Raw genomic sequence first — 17,009 nt, forward strand, 5'->3', positions numbered from 1 at the left:
CCGGCAGCCGGCGGTTTTTTTATATGAATAAAAGGTTCAAAATTCCTATAATCCTTAAAATAACCTTAAATACCTAGGAAAATATTGATAAACAATTTCAATAATATTACTATTGTTAAGCCTATATTACAAAAGAAGGAGGAGAACCTATGAAAATAGGAAAAAAGAACAAGTGGAAAAAATGGCTGGCCGGCACTCTTGCGGCAACGCTTATGATTTCCATTGCGCCTGCCGATGTATTTGCGGCAGAAACGCGTGAAAAACAAGATCAAGCGAAAACCGCCGCCATTCCGGCAGCAGACCCGGAAAAAGATCTTCCGGCGGAAAAAGCATCCGAGCAGATGCCGTTTGATCAAAAAGATATCAATCAAGACGGTGAGATCACGTCTGAAAGAACTGAGAATTCAAAACTTTATTATGAGGGCGAAGGTGTATACAAACAGGAAATCTACACAGACCCCATTCACACGAAAGAAACCGCCAATGCGGACTGGGAAGACGTTTCCCCTGAATTGAAAACCGGCTCAAAGGATGTCGGGACGGAAAATACAGTGCTGAACTCCGATTTTCTGAAGCAAATGAAAAACGGATTATACGCTACATTTGAACATGATGATCATAAGCTCACATACTCATTAACCGGCGCAAAAGGCCCCGATCAGGCTGCAATCACTCCGACAGATGCCTCAGCAAAAGTGAAGGAAGACAGCAACGAGCTTACGTATCAGCAAGTGTTTCCTGCTATTGATTTACAAACCTACACATTTAACGAAAACATAAAAGAAGACCTTGTGCTTCACAAATATGAAGGCTACAATTCCTTCACCTTTCAAATCAAAACCGACCTTAAGGCAAGAGAACAGGAAGACGGCTCGATCGCGTTTTCTGATGACAAAGACAATGTCGTCTACACCGTGCCGAAGCCTTTTATGACCGACTCAGATCTCGACGAGAAGTCAGGTGAGGTCAGCAGGTCAGAAGATGTCAGCTTCAAGCTTGAAAAAAACAGCGAAGGCTACTTGCTGCATGTAACGGCCGATGAAAAATGGCTGAAAGATCCCAAGCGGGTTTATCCGGTATCTATTGATCCTTCCACATCAGTATCCGTGTCATCCGATACCTTTGTCATGAGTGCGTACCCGACGACAAACTACTCTGCCGCGTCGCAGAAATGGGACGCCGGATTGAAAGCGTACGTGCTGAAAACAGGTTATTATGACGGCACAACCGGAACGAACTACGCATTTATGAAGTTTGATAATCTAAAGCCGATCAAAAACATGACGGTGACAAAAGCGACGCTTAAAGCATACACAGCCCACTCCTATTACGGATCAAAGGCGACGGGGCTTTGGCTCGACACCGTAAACAGCAATTACGACAATGCCAAGATCACGTGGAAAAACAAGCCGGGCTCCAAAAACATCGGCAAAGCCGAGGTCTATAAAGGCCAATGGGCAAGCTTCGATGTCACATCCGCAGTCAAGTCGTGGAACAGCGGCGGCGCCAATTACGGCTTTAAGCTTCACACAAACGGCAACGGAAAAGAATATTGGAAGAAGCTGATGTCATCAGCAAACTCTGCTAAAAAACCATACATTGAAGTGACATACACGATTCCGAAGGCGGACACGCCGTCTGTCAAAGCGTATCATAACGGAGATTCGACAGGATTTTTCAATATCAGCTGGAAAAAAGCTGAAGGCGCCAAAAGCTATAAAGTGTGGCTTTATAACGGGAAAGAATATCAGGCCATTTCTGTCGGCAATGCAACCTCTTGGAGCACAAAAGGAAAAAACATCTGGCCGACAAAAGCGGAAATCGACTCCGGCAAATATAAGCTGCATACAGACGGAAAAGGCGGAACTGAATTAGCGCTTAATCCTTCGCCGGTCTATAAAAACGCCGGCGGCAGCTATCCGGCAAGTAAAAATTACTGGGTCGCGGTCAGCGCGGTGTTTGACCAGGGAGAGGGCGCCATGTCTGCGGCCGCCAAGCCCGTCATTCCGAATATCGGAAGAGTTCAGAAACCAAGCACGAAAGGCTTTAATAACAACAACGTCACAGGCTGGTTTGATCTTTCCTGGAAAGCCGTATCAGGCGCAGCCGGGTATAAAATGCAAGTCTTTAACGGCAAAGGCTTTGAAACGCTTGACCTCGGAAATAAAACATCCTGGTCCACAAAAGATCAAAACATCTGGCCGACAAAGGCGGAAATCAGCGCCGGAAAATATGCGCTTCACCTGAAAGACAAAAAAGGCGCGGAATTGCCGATCAACCCGGGCCCCGTTTATAAAAACGCCGGCGGAGATGCGAACCGGAAAACCTACGGATTTAAAGTCATTGCTTATAACAAAGACGGAGAAGCGATCGCCTCACCGGAAGCGAGTCCGGCGCTGCCTGATATCGCAAAGCCGAAAAACCTGACAGGCTATGTCTATACGAACACGAAATCGAGCCAAACGGGTTATGTCAATCTCATATGGGATAAGGTCAAAAACGCCAAAGGCTACAAAATCAACATTTACAACGGAAAAGACTATCAATCATTCGATGTCGGGGATACCGATCATTGGACGACCCAAAACAAACACATCTGGCCGTCAGCCGATGAAGTGAAAGCGGGAAAATTCCAGCTTCACACGGACGGAAAGGGCGGCGAACTGGCGCTTGACCCTTCACCTGTTTACGAAAACGCAAACGGCAATTACAAAGGGAAGAAGAACTATTCCTTTACGCTGACCGCCTATGACGCAAATGGTGACAGTATACCGACGGCACCTTTTAACCCTGTTTTCCATGAAGGTGCGGAATTCCTCGGAACGGAAGAATTCTGGTCTATTATCGACATTCCGGACGGACAGCTGAACGGCGCGACGGGAAATGTCATCGTCAATGAAGAAGATATGTCAATCGACGGACGCGGGCCGGGGCTCGGACTCTCCCGGACCTTTAACAGCCTTGACAGCTCTGACCATATGTTCGGCCAAGGCTGGTATGCCGATGCGGAAACGTCGATCCTTTCTGAAGACGGCAGAGCCGTTTATATTGATGAGGACGCGACAACACATGTCTTCACGAAAAAATCTGACGGCACGTATCAGCCGCCGACGGGTGTTTATCTCGAACTGACAGAAACAAGCGACCAATTTGTATTAAAAACAAAGGATCAGACGAACGCTTATTTCAGCAAAAAAGGCGGCAAGCTTCAAAAAGTCGTTGACGGACACAACAACACAACCGTATACGAATATAACGACAGCAATCAGCTGACCGCCATAACAGACGCATCAGGGCGCAAGCTGACATTTACCTATGATGAAAACGGCCATGTCACATCTCTTACAGGGCCGAAAAACAAAAAGATTTCGTATTCATATGACAAAGACCTTCTCAAAAAGGTGACGGATACTGACGGCAGCGTCACAAGCTACGACTATGATGCCGAAGGGCGCCTCGTCAAGCAGTATTCCGCAAACAGCACGGAGGACAAACCGCTGTTCACTGAATACCAATACAGCGGCCACCGTCTGACCAAAGCCGTCAATGCGAAAAAAGAAACGTATAACTACAGCTATGACGCGGACAAAAAAACGCTGCTCATGACGCAGCCGAACGGCCGCAAAGTGCAGTACGGCTATAATGAGGCGGGCAACCCGATTCAACTGATCGATGATGCCGAAGGGCTGAAAATCACGACCAACACTGTATACGAAGGCAACAACGTCATTCAGGACACCGATCCGAACGACGCGGATGCGGGCAAAGCGACAGAAAGCTATCAATATGATAAAGACGGAAACGTCACAGCCGTAAAAGACAACTACGGCACCGAAACGTATCAGTACAACAAAAACAATGACGTGACGAAAATGAAGGATACCGAGGGGAACGTCACTGATATTGCGTACGACGGACTTGATGCTGTTTCTGAGACGGATCAAAGCGGAAAATCCTCATCCGCCGCCGTGTATGACAAGTATGGAAATCTCATTCAATCAAGCAAAGAGCTGGCAGCTTCGGCAAGCCTGCTGAAAGACGGCAGCTTTGAAGGAACAAAGCTGGGCTGGAATCTCACCGCTACGAGAGACAGCGGAAGCATCGCGTCTGTAAAAGCAAGAAGCGGCGCGCTGTCCGGACAAAAAGCACTGGAGATCACCTCACAATCCGCTTCAGCCGGAACAGAGCACGGCCATGCGTCCGCAACGCAGGAAGTGCAGCTTGAGCCGAATACGACGTATACACTCAGCGGCCAGATCAAAACGGATCTGACAAAGGCGAGAGCGTATTTCAACATTGATCTGCGTGACAAAGACCAAAAACGCATTCAATGGATTCACAATGAATCAGGCGCATTAGCCGGAAAGAATGACTGGACGAAACGGCAGATTACCTTTACAACACCGGCCAATGCAGGAAAAGCCATCGTCTATATGGAAGTGGATCATAAAGACAAGGACGGCAAAGGAAAAGCGTGGTTTGATCAGGTTCAGCTGGAAAAAGGCGAAGTCTCTTCAAGCTATAACCCGGTTCAAAACAGCAGTTTCACGGCCAAAACAGACGGATGGAGCACAAGCGGAACCGCCGCTGACCTTGATGAAGGCTTCGATGATGACAGCTCATTAAAAGCGTCCCGCACAAATGCATCACAAGCCAATGCGGCCGCAAAACAAACCGTTACATTAGGCCAAAGCGCGGACGATAAGCCGGTATATATTACGCTGACAGGGATGTCCAAGGCAGACGGCGTAAAATTAACGAACGACAATGATTACGCGCTTCAGGCCGGCGTCACTTATGCGGACGGCACGACAGGCGTCTATACCGCCAAATTCCCGCAGGGGACACAGGAATGGAACCGGGCGGCGGCAGTCATTCCGAAAACAAAGCCGATCAATAAAATCGAAATCAGCATTCTGTTCCAAAAAAGCGCCACGGGAACGGCGTGGTTTGATGACATCCGTTTAATTGAAGGAAGCATCCTGACGAAAAACACCTATGACGAAAAAGGAAACTACGTCACAAAAGAAGAAGACGAACTAGGGTATGCAAGCACTGCTTCATATGACGAGACTGGCAAGAAAATGTCTGAAACCGACGCGAAAGGCGAAACAACCGCCTACGAATACGATCAGGCCGACCAGCTGACAAAGCTGACCCTGTCAAACGGCACATCCATCCTTCACAGCTATGACAAGGAAGGAAATGAGCTGACAAAAACGATTCGGGCCGGCGCAGACCAGACCTATCAATATGAATATGACGTCATGGGCAAGCTCGTCAAAACAACCGACCCGCTCGGCAATGTACTGAAGAGTGAATATGACGCCAACAGCAACCTGACGAAAACCGTTTCCGCCAACGGCAATGAAGTGTCGCTGACCTATGACGGCACCGACCGGGTTAAGTCAAAAGCGTATAACGGCACTGAAAAATACAACTTTACCTATGACAAAAACGGCAATGAAACGTCAGTCACAAACAAAGAACAAAATACAACGAAGAAACGCACCTTTGACAACAAAAACCGCCTGACCGAATTAACCGACCGCGGCGGCAGCCAAAGCTGGACGTATCCGGCTGATTCAGATAAGCTGAAAACTTTCTCATGGAGCCACGGCGGCCAAAAAGGAACAAACAGCTTTACGTACAACAAACTTGATCAAATGATTGAAATGAAAGACGGCACTTCAGCCTATACATTTGATTATGATGAAAACGGCAATGTCCAGACATTCATCAGCGGCAATGAAGTCGGCACGAGCTTCTCGTATGATGAGCGGAATCTCGTCAGTTCTCTTCATATCGGAGCCAAAAACGGCGGCAGCATCTTCCGGGAAAGCTATGAATACGACGCCAACGGCAACCGCACGGTCATCGACAGCTCAGCCGGCGGAAAGGTGCAGTACGAATACGGCAAGCTCAACCAGCTCGTCAAAGAAACTCATGAAGACGGCACCGTCATTCAATATACGTACGACGGCTTCGGCAACCGGACAAACGTCACCACCACAAAGGACGGCGCAAGCAAATCAGTCAACGCATCATTCAATATCATGAACCAGCTGACGAAGGTGAATGACGAAGACCTGTCCTATGATAAAAATGGCAACCGCATATCTGACGGCAAATACACATATACGTGGGACGCGGAAGACAACCTGACCGCCGTCACGAAAAAAGGCGAAGACAAGCCGTTCGCAACATACAAATACGATGAAAAAGGAAACAGAATCCAAAAAACCGTCAACGGAAACGTTACGAACTACTTCTATGACGGAGACAGCTTGAACGTTCTGTATGAAACAGACGCCGACAACAACGTCACAAAATCATATACGTACGGTGACAGCGGCCAGCTGTTATCCTATACAGAGAACGGCAAGAAATATTTCTATCACTACAACGCACACGGCGACGTCATCGCCATCTCAGACAGCACCGGAAAAACCGTTGCCAAATATCAGTACGATGCGTGGGGAAATCCGACAAAAACCGAAGCAAGCGACGAAGTAAAAGACAACCGCTACCGCTACGCAGGCTACCAATACGACGAAGAAACCGGCCTGTACTATCTCATGGCCCGCTACTACGAACCAAGAAACGGTGTATTCTTATCACTAGACCCAGACCCGGGCAGCGATGGGGATTCTTTAGATCAGAATGGATATGCATACGGAAACAACAACCCGGTGATGAATGTTGATCCAGATGGGCATTGGGTGTGGCTAGCCATTAACGCCGGCTTTGCGGCTTATGACGGATATAAGGCATATAAATCAGGTAAAGGATGGAGAGGTGCAGCCTGGGCAGCGGCTTCGAACTTTGGTCCTGGGAAGTTATTTAAGGGTGCTAAAAGGGTTTATAGGTTTGCTAATAAGGCAAAAAGAGGTTGGTTTAATAAAGAGTCTTGGCATCATATAAAAGATAGACACGGTCCAAAGCGTTCCGATAAAAAGTATGGAAACAAAGGGAAATTTAAGAGTAACAGAGCTTTAAAAAGAACAACAAGAAGTACATTAAGGTCAGGGAAAGCGCGTAAAGGAAAATATGGACGTACAGTTTACGAAAAGACTTTTAAAAGATATGTTGGAGTGAATGGTAATAAAAGAAAAACTAAACGTGTTAGAGTTATTAGAGATAGGAATGGAAGAATAGTAACAAGTTTTCCATATTAAGTTGTGATAGAACTGCTTTTAATGGCAGTTCTTAACGTACTAGGGGGATATAATGAAAAAATTAATAATGAACAAGATAAAAAAAGAAGTAAATGAAGGTTGTTTTTTTCATGTGGATAATCATGAACGCATGTACATCGGGAAAAAGGGTAAAACAGGAATTATAATTTCGATCTTTGATTTGTCCGGCGATATCCGGAGATTTGAAACCAATGAACAAATCCTGTGCGAGGATATTATATTGTTTCAACAGAGTTCGGATGACCGTTATGTATTTGTTTACTCTAAGCTGCATGAGTATAAAGTTAAGGTGTTTTCAGCAAATGGAAAAGAACAAAGTGTATTTTCTCTGCCTTCAGGGGCTTCATGCAGTCTTCTGGATGAGAAACAAAACCTATGGGTTGGTTTAAGTGATGAAGGCATTTATGATGATGAAAACTCAAATGGTCAAAGTGTGCTGTGCTTCACTTTAGATGGACAATTAAAGGAAACGCATATTGATCAACAGCTTTCAGAAATATATGCGCCCGTTGTAGATGACTGCTATGCGCTTGCAGAAAAAGATGGACTCATCTACATGCTGTATTACGCTTATACAATCATTGCTGCGTTTGATGAAACCGACGTGAAACGAGTTTGGATTGTTTCTGATAAAGCATATTCCGGGGTTTACGACCAGCTAGCGATTTCAGATGACGGGTTTTGGATATGCAAAGATGAACAATCACTGTCCCTCATACCGGCTGATGTCAGTCTGCCGATGCAAGAGGTGAAGTGCTGTGATCCAGACGGGCGAGAGCTCTCGATACAACAGCTGAAACTAACAAGTAATGCTATTTATGCAATATCAGACTCGGGGATCTATAAGAGGGATATCCGAGGGGGAAAATCAAATGAATGAATCATCTTTTTGGCAGCTTATTGACCAAGCTGCCAACCAGGAAGAACCTAACGAGTGGCTGTGTAATATATTATCGGAAAAAGATACCAATGAGATCCTTGATTTTGAGTTTATGATTCAGACTTTGATTCAAAAAAGCTACCAGTCTTCCCTATGGGCAGCTGCATTCATTCTCATGGACGGTTGCTCAGACGATACGTTTGATTATTTTCGCGGCTGGCTAATTGCTCAGGGAAAAGAAACTTTTGAAAAAGTACTTGATGATCATGAGTATTTGGCAGCCTACATCACAGAAGAGAAGCTTGACGAGGAAGGCCATCCGCAAAATGAAGACTTGCTGTCAGTGGCAATCAAGGCGTTGACATATAAGAAGACTAGTGACGATGAATGGAATGATAAAGTACACGACGATCTTTTAGATGCACTTGAACAAAAGGGACTTGCCGAATCGGACGGTATTGAATTGGATTGGGAAGAAGAAGATTTGACTGATAGGTTTCCAAAACTGTGGGAGCGTTTTGGGGATAATCCGCTGGGTGATTTTTAAATAGTAGAATATGAAAGCTTGTATCAATAAGCGATACAAGCTCTTTTTAGATCAAATCTGAAGGGTGAATGACAAAGAAAACAAGAGAATGGATAATCAATTTAAAAGAACTTGAGAAAGTGCCGGCGGAGGGTATGCAGCTCATTCAAAAAAGATTAATCGAAAAACTCGCCGATTGAAGAGCCAAATCAAAGAATAACTAGTCCCTTGTGCAAAAGTTATCGCTTTATTGATCTGGTCAAAGCAAGCAATTGCTTGAGCTGGTTTTATCAAATTCAATACCAGCCGACATCCGTGAGGTTGATGCTCCCGGAAAAATGGAAGCGAACATCTGATCTTGAAAACAACTCAGCAATATGTTGCTTGTGATGGCCGGGACGTCCTGCTATTTCATCAACACTGTAGCGAAGTTTGTGCTTTTGGAAAATGTCTCGAGCACCATGAGGGCTTATTGGAATGTATTGAGTTCGACGAAGGTTTTTCCCAATCATAGTTTTATCTTGGTTGAGCCTGAGTGTCAGTTTGGTTTATGTATATTGCACACGGAATATGGGTGCGATCTTGTATATTGGTAGATTGCTTTCCTAGGAGGAAATCTTTGTGGAAAAGCTTCAATAGAGGATTTAATATTTGTTATATTAAAAAATATGGAAAATAAACAATATGCAATGTATTCTTACTCTGTTTCAAATAAAGATAGTGATACTTGTATATTCTCAGCGAGCTTAAAAACAAATACTTTGTTTAATAAAAAAATCTCTTTTATGAAAACCTCAGCAGAAGAGTACAAGAATACAATAATTGCTCATGAAAATATAATCTTATTGGAAAAAGATGTTGAGTTAAAAGATATATTAAATGGAGCCCCTTTAGCAGAGAAAACAATTATTAAAGATTTACTGGATTATGTTCTTTATCATATAGAAATAACAGATTCCGAGACAATCAGAATAGGATCTAGACATAGGGAAAATATTACAAACATTATTAAATAATGGCATTAAATAAAAAATAGATGAGCCTGCTGATCATCTTTTGGTCAACAGGCTTTCTTTTTTTAAAAAAATATAAGTGGGTAGGTGATTAGAACCGAGACAGTAAAAGGTGAACAATCGATTGAAACTTAGCTTGAATTAGAGCGTCATTCAAATCATTTACTAAAAAATTAAAGCTGCTGAGTAGAGAACGAGAAGACAGCATGGCCAAAATAGGAGACGGTTGTCTGGAACTTGAAATAAAACCGAGAAGGTATCAAGAGGCGGAGGATGATCCTTTTATCTCAACAATGTTTGAACTGTTGGAACCTAATAAAGTAATCGCCCGCGATTACTCTGCCGTTTTATTAGAAAGTGAATATAAAATGCTGACATCAGGGATTGAAGCATTATTAGCGGGGAATCAAGACAGGATACGTTTAGAAACAATTGAACCATTTTTTATTTTGAGTATTGATAAAGAAAACGAATATTACAGATTTATCATTAGATTTGTGGAAAATCACTTAAATACGACTTTCTATAAAGTGAACTGTAATGAAGAGAAGCTAGAACTTTTCGTGAAGACTTTAAAATCAGATCTCAAAGACTCCAAAACGTAATTGGGGAGATAAACGATGTACAAAACAATTAATGAATGGGTAGATTACATAGATGGGGGGTGCGCTGTCCTTCATTTTGATTTTCAAGTGTTTAAAAAAGAACTTTCACTTAAGATTCAGGTCGTTGAAAATAAAGCCGAATATACGCATAACATTCTTTTTCAAAATGTAGCATCTGTTTATTTTAGTGCAGATATTGGTGATATGAGATTAGAAAAAATAGATTCGGAAGAATACAATTGGCAAGTATTTGAGATGAGTTACCACCCGGAAGGAATCGGTAATCTATCAAATGCTGTAATTCCGGAGTATCAATCAAATGCTAATTTTCTCATTGACATGAACAGAATGCTGATTGCTGTAGAAGCTGAAACAGTTCGCTTTGACGACCAATCATTTTATGCGTATCATCCGAAATCATAAATAAACAAATAAGAGAGGTTCCCAGCCTCTCTTTTCTTACATAACGAAATCGTTCGCGGAGGCAAACATGAACACTCCTTTAAATTTACAAAAAGAATCATTGAGGGCTATAGGGAATCTGGATGTGATTAATCCGCTTAAATACAATTCGATTTATTCATGTGATCTAGTGAGTAAAGATACTTTTTCTCAAATTAATGAATGACTTAGAGTTCGAAACAGCTCTAATAGAAGTAATGGCATTCCCTTCTTTTATTGAAGAATGGAAGAAGAAGGTTGAAAAGAAAATGATAAATATGAATACTGTATCGAAAAAGTTCATTCATATTGAATGTGTCCTAACCAAAGAAGAATTGATGGCAGATTACTTATTAGATGAATTATATTTTTTAGCATCGATCAATGATTTTGTTGTTATAATAGCAAACCCTGCCAAAAATAAGTCCTGCATGAACCTGAACACTCAAAAGGTTGATGTAACTACTGAAAGTAATGAAAAAATCATTTGGTTTGAATACGATGCAGCAGATTTATATATCATTGATTAATTTAATATAAATTTCAGGTTCCTATTCAACGGAGTGTTGCTGATGTTAGAACTTACCGCGAAGCGGGTTGGGTCATATAAAAGAGAGCACATCATTTATTTCAATGCGGGTCGGGATGATCAAGTATTTATTGTGTCGGTGCATGATCACAAAGTAATATTGGAGGTTATGAAAGGCAGCTCTCTTTTAATCAAAAAAGAGTTACACGGATTTTCTGAAGATGCCCATTTCAATCTGGTTGATTCGTATGATGACACTATCGTGATCGTTTACCTGGAAAATTATACGTGTCAATTAGCTGTATACTGCGTAAACAGTAATAAAATCAATCCGATTTGTTCTTTTCTATTAAGCGCCAATGTATTTCATCTGGGTGAGGATGGATTACTATGGATCGGATTAACAGACGAGGGTATGTATGATGAGAGAAACCCTCAAGGGAAAGCGATATTTGCTTTTCATGCAGAAGACAGAACGTTTTATTTTAAAGACGATTTTAAAGAAATGATGCACGAATGCTATGCCATACAATCGATCAAATCTGATTTGTATGTATGTTTTGAGGGAGAGGATTGCTGTGTCATCGGTCATTATCAGATTGGACGGGACAGAATTCGTACTGTTGCAGAATATGTGCTAAACGGCGATCAATACTCCTATTGTGACCAGCTGTCCGTTTCGAAAAATAGGGTGCTGCTGATACAGAATCACGAGGATAACCTATTTGCATTTCATGAAGAGAGCAAAGGGTTATCAGAGGCTGACGTCATGATACACGGTATTGATAGAAAAGGAAAAACAACGTACAGAGCCGTACAGGATCGCATGTTTATCTTTAGTGATAACGATTTATATCTGGTGAAGTATTGATTACTTCTATGCAGCATACATGCCGGCAGAATGAAAATATCCTGTAAGGAAGTGTTCAGTGATGAGAGAAAAGTTAATTGACAAGCTTGAGGAAAACAAGAGGCATTTTTTAATGAAACAGGTGCGTGCCTCGCTAAGATCTTGTGAAGAATCAGGGTTTGTTTATCAATTAGCTGAGGCAGAACAAAGCAGGCAGATATTTGAGACTATATTATCGAATTCTTTCCCAAGTGCAGTGCGTGAAGTTGATATAAGCGACAAGGAGACAGCCATATCGCTTATTTTAGAAAACATTGCGGATACGGGGGTTGAACGGATGAATGATATTGTTTATCTGTTTCATCCGTATAGTAATGAAGTCGGTGCTATCAAATGTGCGCTGAAGGATTGTGCAAGTCATCTGCACTGTCTCATGGATTTTATAGATTTTGAAGGCCGGCTGCTTTCTAACAGCTGTATTTTAGTGGAGCCGTCCTTCTCATTTTCTGTCTGTTTATTTCACACAGAATACGGCTGTGAGCTTGTGTGTAAACCGCCGAAAAGAGGTACAAGATGCATCCCTTTTTTATAAAGAACACAAAGGAATCGGCAGTCTTTCAATTTCAAATATATTCTTTATTTCATGAAGACAAAGCGTTGCCCGAACAAGTTTTTAAACAACGAAAACATTATTATCTATTCGAAGAATTCCACTGGGTCTTGTCTGAAGAAGGCTGGGAAATGCTCAAAAGTTTGGCGCATCATCATCACGATGAATTTATCTTAATGGCTGTTCTGACACAACCGGATGATATGAATCGGTTTTACGAGGAATTCGGATATTTTAACTGGTTAAAGATTCCTTTAAATATAACCGAAGATGAATATCTTTCAATCTTAACTGATTATCCAAAGCACAGTAAAAATGACAGCATAATGAATATTGCATCCCGCGTCGTATGGGCTTCACCGACTTTAAAGTGGGCGATTTACGGAGAGAGAGATTTTGAAATCTGTATTCTAGGTATTGATCAGGAGATTGCGGGAAAAACGTTAGGATCATGGAGGCCCTTAGACGACCGTGTTTTAGACTGGGTATCTGTTGTATTCCCGGATCAGATTGTTTCGGATGAATTTCAAAAAAAGCTCGCGGCGCATTATAAATACAAGGGGCAATGACATGAAAATAAAAATGAACAAGATACATGACGAATCAATAAAAGGACGTTTCTTCCATTTTGATAACTGCGGGCATCTGTATCTCGGACGGCATCAGAATGACGGGCTTTCGTTTACGATTATCGATGAATTAGGTGATATTCGAGTGATTCTGAGATGTTAAGATCCAACAGATATTCTTTAAATGATGACGTCATCCAAAACCTGAAATTACACAAAAAAGAATTAGAGGGTCCGCTGCCTTCGGATGCTGGGAGATTCGAAGAAGACTTTGAGGGGGCTGCCTGCGCGGGGGATTTTTATGAGTATTTCGCGCTTGTCTGCGGCAGCTTAGATTTTGTTTTGGCGAATAAACAAATGCCTAAGCGCCAGCGTAAAGCCTTATATAAATCCTTTTTTGAGCTGTATCCGCAATATGCGCAGCTGAAAAACGCTTTAACAGATTATCCGGAGCTCAGCCGGGAAATCGGGCGGCATGAACGGGTGAGAGGGCTGTTGGTCAGCATTTTAAACAAGAAAGGCAGGCTTCTGACGTGAAAGAACCCACAATAGCAGAATGTCTGAAGAAGGCTGATCTGATCCTGAACGGTCAAGCGGCGAGGGAAGAAGTGTCGGATTGGGCATGCGAGTACGTGGCTGCAGATGATCCGGAGGTTGAGGATGAAAACGTTTGGGAGATGCTCGTGTATTTGAGCGGGTTTGATCTGAAAGATTCGCCTGATTCGTATCTGCATACGATTGAAGAATTAAAAGATTGGGTGCAGGGTTATATGAAAACGCATGAAGAAAGGGTGCGTTCATGTCGGAATTAGTCTTTACAAAAATCAATACAAAAATAAACACAAGCGACCCAATCATTCTGACCATGAATGCAGTGGAACTCATCGTACTGCAGATACTAAAGGCACTTCAATCTTGTACCTTAAAGCAAGAGTTTATATATGCGCTGGACTGGCAGCATGAATGTTATCTATTTAATCCTCATTCGCCAATTGATAAAGATGAATTCGGTGAATGGCTGGTCTCCGTTATTCCAAATGGAGACTATTGTTTCTTTATTCATCAGGACTTCCAGTGGGGGCTGCTAGGGGATCCGCGGCAGCAAACCATTACGGTTTTTGGCTCACCGCTAATAAGGGCGATAGAAAGAAACGCTCCTGTCTTATTTCAAAAGTGAAGACCGCTTGCGAATGAATCTCATGTTTTTACGGGGGGGGGGGAATAACAGGATGACAGAAGAAGAGTTCAGGGCTGCGGAAAAAAGCTTGAGAGCGTCTTTTCCGAAAGCGTATAAACGGCTGCTTCATAAAAAGAACCCTGCGGAGATCGGAGAGTGGATTTTTTTCGCTATCCGTGAACAAAGCCGTTTGCAGAAAACCTGGGATGATGTGATCAGGCAAAACAGTGTGTGCAGAGAAGAGAGTATGCCCGACGATTTGATCGTAATTGCCGACAACGGAACCGGGGATAAGCTGTGCTTGAAAAAGACGGACAGTGTAATGGAGGAGACTGTCTATCTGTGGGATCATGAGACTGCCGATGTTGAGTTGTATGCCGCTTCTATAGGAGAATTTATAGAAAATGAAAAAGAATAAGTGGCTGATTCAGGAGCTTTTAGAATTCCGCCTCCTTCGGGGACGAGAGATTTCTGTAATTGAGCTGGCGTTTTCCTCTGAGTATGAACATCAGCTCATTCGTGTAAGGCTCACATGCAAAGACGTTTCTTCCGTTCAAATAAAAGAAATGGAGAGTCAAACGGCTGGCTCAGGCATTGTAGCAATTGATCCTGCTGACGGAGATGATGGACAGCATTTTCTCGTGGAGGAGTGGGAGAACCAAACGTTCCGTTTTTACTGCCGTCAATATGAAGCAGCAGAGAAGAAGGTGTTAAGTAAGGAGGCGCAAAATGGAATGGCACAAACATGAGAAAGCAGTTCTGCCGGGGCCGGGTTCGCCGGGTTGTTTTGAATTGACGGAGTTTACGTTCTATACCGGGTATAACGAGTATTATGATAAAATCCCGGTGTTTGAGCTGAAGCTGACTGACGGACAGTATGATGCCGTACTGCGGTTTGAGGATGTGAGGTCTGCCCGGCTGGATGATCTTGAAAGCATCACCGACATCCATCTGGATATCAGCCCGGTTGACGGCGGCTGGGAATCGATCCGCTACTATGTCAATGACGGGGAAGGAAGCATGAGCTTTTATTGCGCCAAATGGGTCGTGCTCGACATGAAGAAAAAGCAGTCCCCCGAACGGCCCGGCAAAACGTCAGGGTAAAGCGGCGGCATTTCGCGTATAATGAGGGGAGCCGGACAGAGAAGGAGTTTAGTCATGAATGAGTTTAATGAATATGCGATCAGCCCCGAGATCCGACGGGCGCTGAATGGCTTGCAATACACCGAGCCGACTGAAGTGCAGCGGCGCGTCATCCCCGCCGCGCTGCAAAAAAAAGACCTCGTTGTCAAATCGCAGACGGGCAGCGGCAAAACCGCAGCTTTCGGCATTCCGATCTGCGAGCTTGCGGAATGGGAGGAAAACAAACCGCAGGCCCTGATTTTAACGCCGACCCGCGAGCTTGCGGCGCAGATTAAAGAAGATATCACGAATATCGGCCGTTTCAAACGGATAAAAGCCACGGCGGTTTTCGGAAAAGCTTCTTTTGACAAACAGAAAACCGAACTGAAGCAAAAAAGCCACGTCGTTGCCGGAACGCCGGGACGTGTGCTTGATCACATAGAAAAAGGGACGCTGCCGCTTGAACGGCTGGCGTATGTGGTGATTGACGAAGCGGATGAAATGCTGAATATGGGATTTATTGAACAGGTGGAAGCCATCATTCAGCATCTGCCGAAAAACAGAGTCACCATGTTGTTTTCAGCGACGCTGCCGGATGACGTCGAGAAGCTGAGCCGCACATATATGAAAGACCCTGAATTGATTGAAGTAAAAGCGGAAGGCCTGACGACAAAAGACATTGAGCATTTTGTCACCAGAACAGAAGAAGAGGATAAATCATCTTTGCTGCGTGATGTCCTGATCACCGAAAACCCGGACAGCTGCATCATATTCTGCCGGACAAAAGAAAGAGTTATCCAGTTAACCGATGAGCTGGACAGGCTGGGCTACCCTTGCGATAAAATTCACGGCGGAATGGTGCAGGAAGACCGCTTTGACGTCATGAATGAATTCAAGCGCGGCGAGTTCCGCTATCTCATTGCGACCGACGTTGCCGCCAGAGGAATTGATATCGAAAACATCAGCCTCGTCATCAATTATGATATTCCGCTTGAAAAAGAAAGCTATGTGCACCGCACAGGCAGAACGGGCCGCGCCGGACACCGCGGACGGGCCGTTACGTTTGTGACGCCGGCTGAATCGCGGTTTCTGAATGACATTGAGACATATATCGGTTTCCGCATCCAAAAGCGGGAAGCGCCGTCGGAGAAAGAAACAGCGGAACGGAAAGCGGCATTTGCGGAAAAATTGAACGCCCGCCCCGATGTCAAAACAGACAAAAGCGAACAGTTAAACAAAGACATCATGAAACTGTATTTTAACGGAGGGAAAAAGAAAAAACTCAGAGCGGTCGATTTTGTCGGGACGATCGCGAAAATCGACGGCGTTTCAGCCGATGATATCGGGATTATCACGATTCTGGACAACGCATCGTACGTCGAAATTCTGAACGGAAAAGGCCCGCACGTTCTTGATATCATGAAAAATGCGACGGTCAAAGGCAAAAAACTGAAAGTCCATAAAGCCAAGAAATAAAAAAAGAAAGCC

General features: G+C 43.6%; 18 protein-coding genes and 1 pseudogene. All 19 read left to right on the top strand.

Annotated elements, in window-relative coordinates:
• Window positions 1-149: 149 nt before the first annotated feature.
• The 19 genes and pseudogenes from C5I45_RS00895 to C5I45_RS00980 all read left to right on the top strand — a co-directional run bounded on the left by C5I45_RS00895 (window position 150) and on the right by C5I45_RS00980 (window position 16,997).
• Window positions 150-7,178 carry a DNRLRE domain-containing protein gene (locus C5I45_RS00895; RefSeq protein WP_107994168.1) on the top strand — a complete coding sequence of 2,343 codons (7,029 nt, stop codon included), beginning with the start codon at window positions 150-152 and terminating at the stop codon, window positions 7,176-7,178.
• Window positions 7,179-7,230: 52 nt separating this feature from the next.
• Window positions 7,231-8,079 (top strand): hypothetical protein, encoded by an 849-nt coding sequence (locus C5I45_RS00900; protein ID WP_044052783.1) that lies wholly within the window; start codon window positions 7,231-7,233, stop codon window positions 8,077-8,079.
• The gene (locus tag C5I45_RS00905; RefSeq protein ID WP_107994169.1) at window positions 8,072-8,626 is read left to right on the top strand and encodes a DUF4240 domain-containing protein; all 555 of its coding nucleotides are present in this window, start codon (window positions 8,072-8,074) and stop codon (window positions 8,624-8,626) included. The genes C5I45_RS00900 and C5I45_RS00905 overlap by 8 nt, the downstream gene beginning before the upstream one ends.
• Window positions 8,627-8,769: 143 nt before the next feature.
• A pseudogene (locus C5I45_RS00910) lies at window positions 8,770-9,201 on the top strand (YxiF family protein).
• Window positions 9,202-9,273: 72 nt separating this feature from the next.
• Complete coding sequence (locus C5I45_RS00915; protein ID WP_234415023.1) at window positions 9,274-9,621, top strand: hypothetical protein; 348 nt, start codon at window positions 9,274-9,276, stop codon at window positions 9,619-9,621.
• A 203-nt stretch (window positions 9,622-9,824) separates the two neighbouring features.
• Window positions 9,825-10,223 (top strand): WapI family immunity protein, encoded by a 399-nt coding sequence (locus C5I45_RS00920; RefSeq protein WP_107994170.1) that lies wholly within the window; start codon window positions 9,825-9,827, stop codon window positions 10,221-10,223.
• 15 nt (window positions 10,224-10,238) lie between these two features.
• On the top strand, window positions 10,239-10,646 hold the full coding sequence (locus C5I45_RS00925) for a YxiG family protein (protein WP_107994171.1): 408 nt from the start codon (window positions 10,239-10,241) through the stop codon (window positions 10,644-10,646).
• 287 nt (window positions 10,647-10,933) lie between these two features.
• Window positions 10,934-11,194: a hypothetical protein gene (locus C5I45_RS00930; protein WP_231135879.1), complete on the top strand. Its 261-nt coding sequence runs from the start codon at window positions 10,934-10,936 to the stop codon at window positions 11,192-11,194.
• 42 nt (window positions 11,195-11,236) lie between these two features.
• Window positions 11,237-12,064: a hypothetical protein gene (locus C5I45_RS00935; protein WP_107994172.1), complete on the top strand. Its 828-nt coding sequence runs from the start codon at window positions 11,237-11,239 to the stop codon at window positions 12,062-12,064.
• Between the two features lie 61 nt (window positions 12,065-12,125).
• Entirely contained in the window at window positions 12,126-12,635 is a 510-nt protein-coding gene (locus C5I45_RS00940; protein ID WP_003150746.1) for a YxiF family protein, read from the top strand.
• A complete protein-coding gene (locus C5I45_RS00945) occupies window positions 12,617-13,222 on the top strand; it encodes a hypothetical protein (RefSeq protein ID WP_003150748.1) in 606 nt (201 codons plus the stop codon). Before C5I45_RS00940 ends, C5I45_RS00945 begins: the two co-directional genes overlap by 19 nt.
• A gap of 1 nt (window position 13,223) precedes the next feature.
• Entirely contained in the window at window positions 13,224-13,385 is a 162-nt protein-coding gene (locus C5I45_RS19705) for a hypothetical protein (protein WP_003150751.1), read from the top strand.
• A complete protein-coding gene (locus tag C5I45_RS00950; protein ID WP_014306112.1) occupies window positions 13,379-13,759 on the top strand; it encodes a YxiJ family protein in 381 nt (126 codons plus the stop codon). The genes C5I45_RS19705 and C5I45_RS00950 overlap by 7 nt, the downstream gene beginning before the upstream one ends.
• Window positions 13,756-14,034 (top strand): hypothetical protein, encoded by a 279-nt coding sequence (locus C5I45_RS00955; RefSeq protein WP_015387502.1) that lies wholly within the window; start codon window positions 13,756-13,758, stop codon window positions 14,032-14,034. Before C5I45_RS00950 ends, C5I45_RS00955 begins: the two co-directional genes overlap by 4 nt.
• The gene (locus C5I45_RS00960) at window positions 14,022-14,399 is read left to right on the top strand and encodes a DUF2716 domain-containing protein (RefSeq protein WP_014306110.1); all 378 of its coding nucleotides are present in this window, start codon (window positions 14,022-14,024) and stop codon (window positions 14,397-14,399) included. Before C5I45_RS00955 ends, C5I45_RS00960 begins: the two co-directional genes overlap by 13 nt.
• 52 nt (window positions 14,400-14,451) lie before the next feature.
• Window positions 14,452-14,817: an SMI1/KNR4 family protein gene (locus tag C5I45_RS00965; protein WP_003150757.1), complete on the top strand. Its 366-nt coding sequence runs from the start codon at window positions 14,452-14,454 to the stop codon at window positions 14,815-14,817.
• Window positions 14,804-15,148: a hypothetical protein gene (locus C5I45_RS00970; protein WP_015387504.1), complete on the top strand. Its 345-nt coding sequence runs from the start codon at window positions 14,804-14,806 to the stop codon at window positions 15,146-15,148. The genes C5I45_RS00965 and C5I45_RS00970 overlap by 14 nt, the downstream gene beginning before the upstream one ends.
• Window positions 15,129-15,503 carry a hypothetical protein gene (locus C5I45_RS00975; RefSeq protein ID WP_032857207.1) on the top strand — a complete coding sequence of 125 codons (375 nt, stop codon included), beginning with the start codon at window positions 15,129-15,131 and terminating at the stop codon, window positions 15,501-15,503. The genes C5I45_RS00970 and C5I45_RS00975 overlap by 20 nt, the downstream gene beginning before the upstream one ends.
• Before the next feature lie 54 nt (window positions 15,504-15,557).
• The gene (locus tag C5I45_RS00980) at window positions 15,558-16,997 is read left to right on the top strand and encodes a DEAD/DEAH box helicase (RefSeq protein ID WP_003150760.1); all 1,440 of its coding nucleotides are present in this window, start codon (window positions 15,558-15,560) and stop codon (window positions 16,995-16,997) included.
• The last annotated feature ends 12 nt before the right edge of the window (window positions 16,998-17,009 follow it).

Source organism: Bacillus sp. ZY-1-1 (genome assembly GCF_003047165.1).
Lineage (GTDB): Bacteria > Bacillota > Bacilli > Bacillales > Bacillaceae > Bacillus > Bacillus velezensis.

Coding starts and splice junctions, on each gene's coding strand:
- C5I45_RS19705 (WP_003150751.1), top strand. CDS start 13,224: ATGAAAATAAAAATGAACAAGATACATGACGAATCAATAAAAGGACGT.
- C5I45_RS00895 (WP_107994168.1), top strand. CDS start 150: ATGAAAATAGGAAAAAAGAACAAGTGGAAAAAATGGCTGGCCGGCACT.
- C5I45_RS00960 (WP_014306110.1), top strand. CDS start 14,022: ATGTCGGAATTAGTCTTTACAAAAATCAATACAAAAATAAACACAAGC.
- C5I45_RS00975 (WP_032857207.1), top strand. CDS start 15,129: ATGGAATGGCACAAACATGAGAAAGCAGTTCTGCCGGGGCCGGGTTCG.
- C5I45_RS00980 (WP_003150760.1), top strand. CDS start 15,558: ATGAATGAGTTTAATGAATATGCGATCAGCCCCGAGATCCGACGGGCG.
- C5I45_RS00970 (WP_015387504.1), top strand. CDS start 14,804: ATGAAAAAGAATAAGTGGCTGATTCAGGAGCTTTTAGAATTCCGCCTC.
- C5I45_RS00925 (WP_107994171.1), top strand. CDS start 10,239: ATGTACAAAACAATTAATGAATGGGTAGATTACATAGATGGGGGGTGC.
- C5I45_RS00935 (WP_107994172.1), top strand. CDS start 11,237: ATGTTAGAACTTACCGCGAAGCGGGTTGGGTCATATAAAAGAGAGCAC.
- C5I45_RS00950 (WP_014306112.1), top strand. CDS start 13,379: ATGTTAAGATCCAACAGATATTCTTTAAATGATGACGTCATCCAAAAC.
- C5I45_RS00965 (WP_003150757.1), top strand. CDS start 14,452: ATGACAGAAGAAGAGTTCAGGGCTGCGGAAAAAAGCTTGAGAGCGTCT.
- C5I45_RS00945 (WP_003150748.1), top strand. CDS start 12,617: ATGCATCCCTTTTTTATAAAGAACACAAAGGAATCGGCAGTCTTTCAA.
- C5I45_RS00930 (WP_231135879.1), top strand. CDS start 10,934: ATGATAAATATGAATACTGTATCGAAAAAGTTCATTCATATTGAATGT.
- C5I45_RS00900 (WP_044052783.1), top strand. CDS start 7,231: ATGAAAAAATTAATAATGAACAAGATAAAAAAAGAAGTAAATGAAGGT.
- C5I45_RS00940 (WP_003150746.1), top strand. CDS start 12,126: ATGAGAGAAAAGTTAATTGACAAGCTTGAGGAAAACAAGAGGCATTTT.
- C5I45_RS00920 (WP_107994170.1), top strand. CDS start 9,825: ATGGCCAAAATAGGAGACGGTTGTCTGGAACTTGAAATAAAACCGAGA.
- C5I45_RS00915 (WP_234415023.1), top strand. CDS start 9,274: ATGGAAAATAAACAATATGCAATGTATTCTTACTCTGTTTCAAATAAA.
- C5I45_RS00905 (WP_107994169.1), top strand. CDS start 8,072: ATGAATGAATCATCTTTTTGGCAGCTTATTGACCAAGCTGCCAACCAG.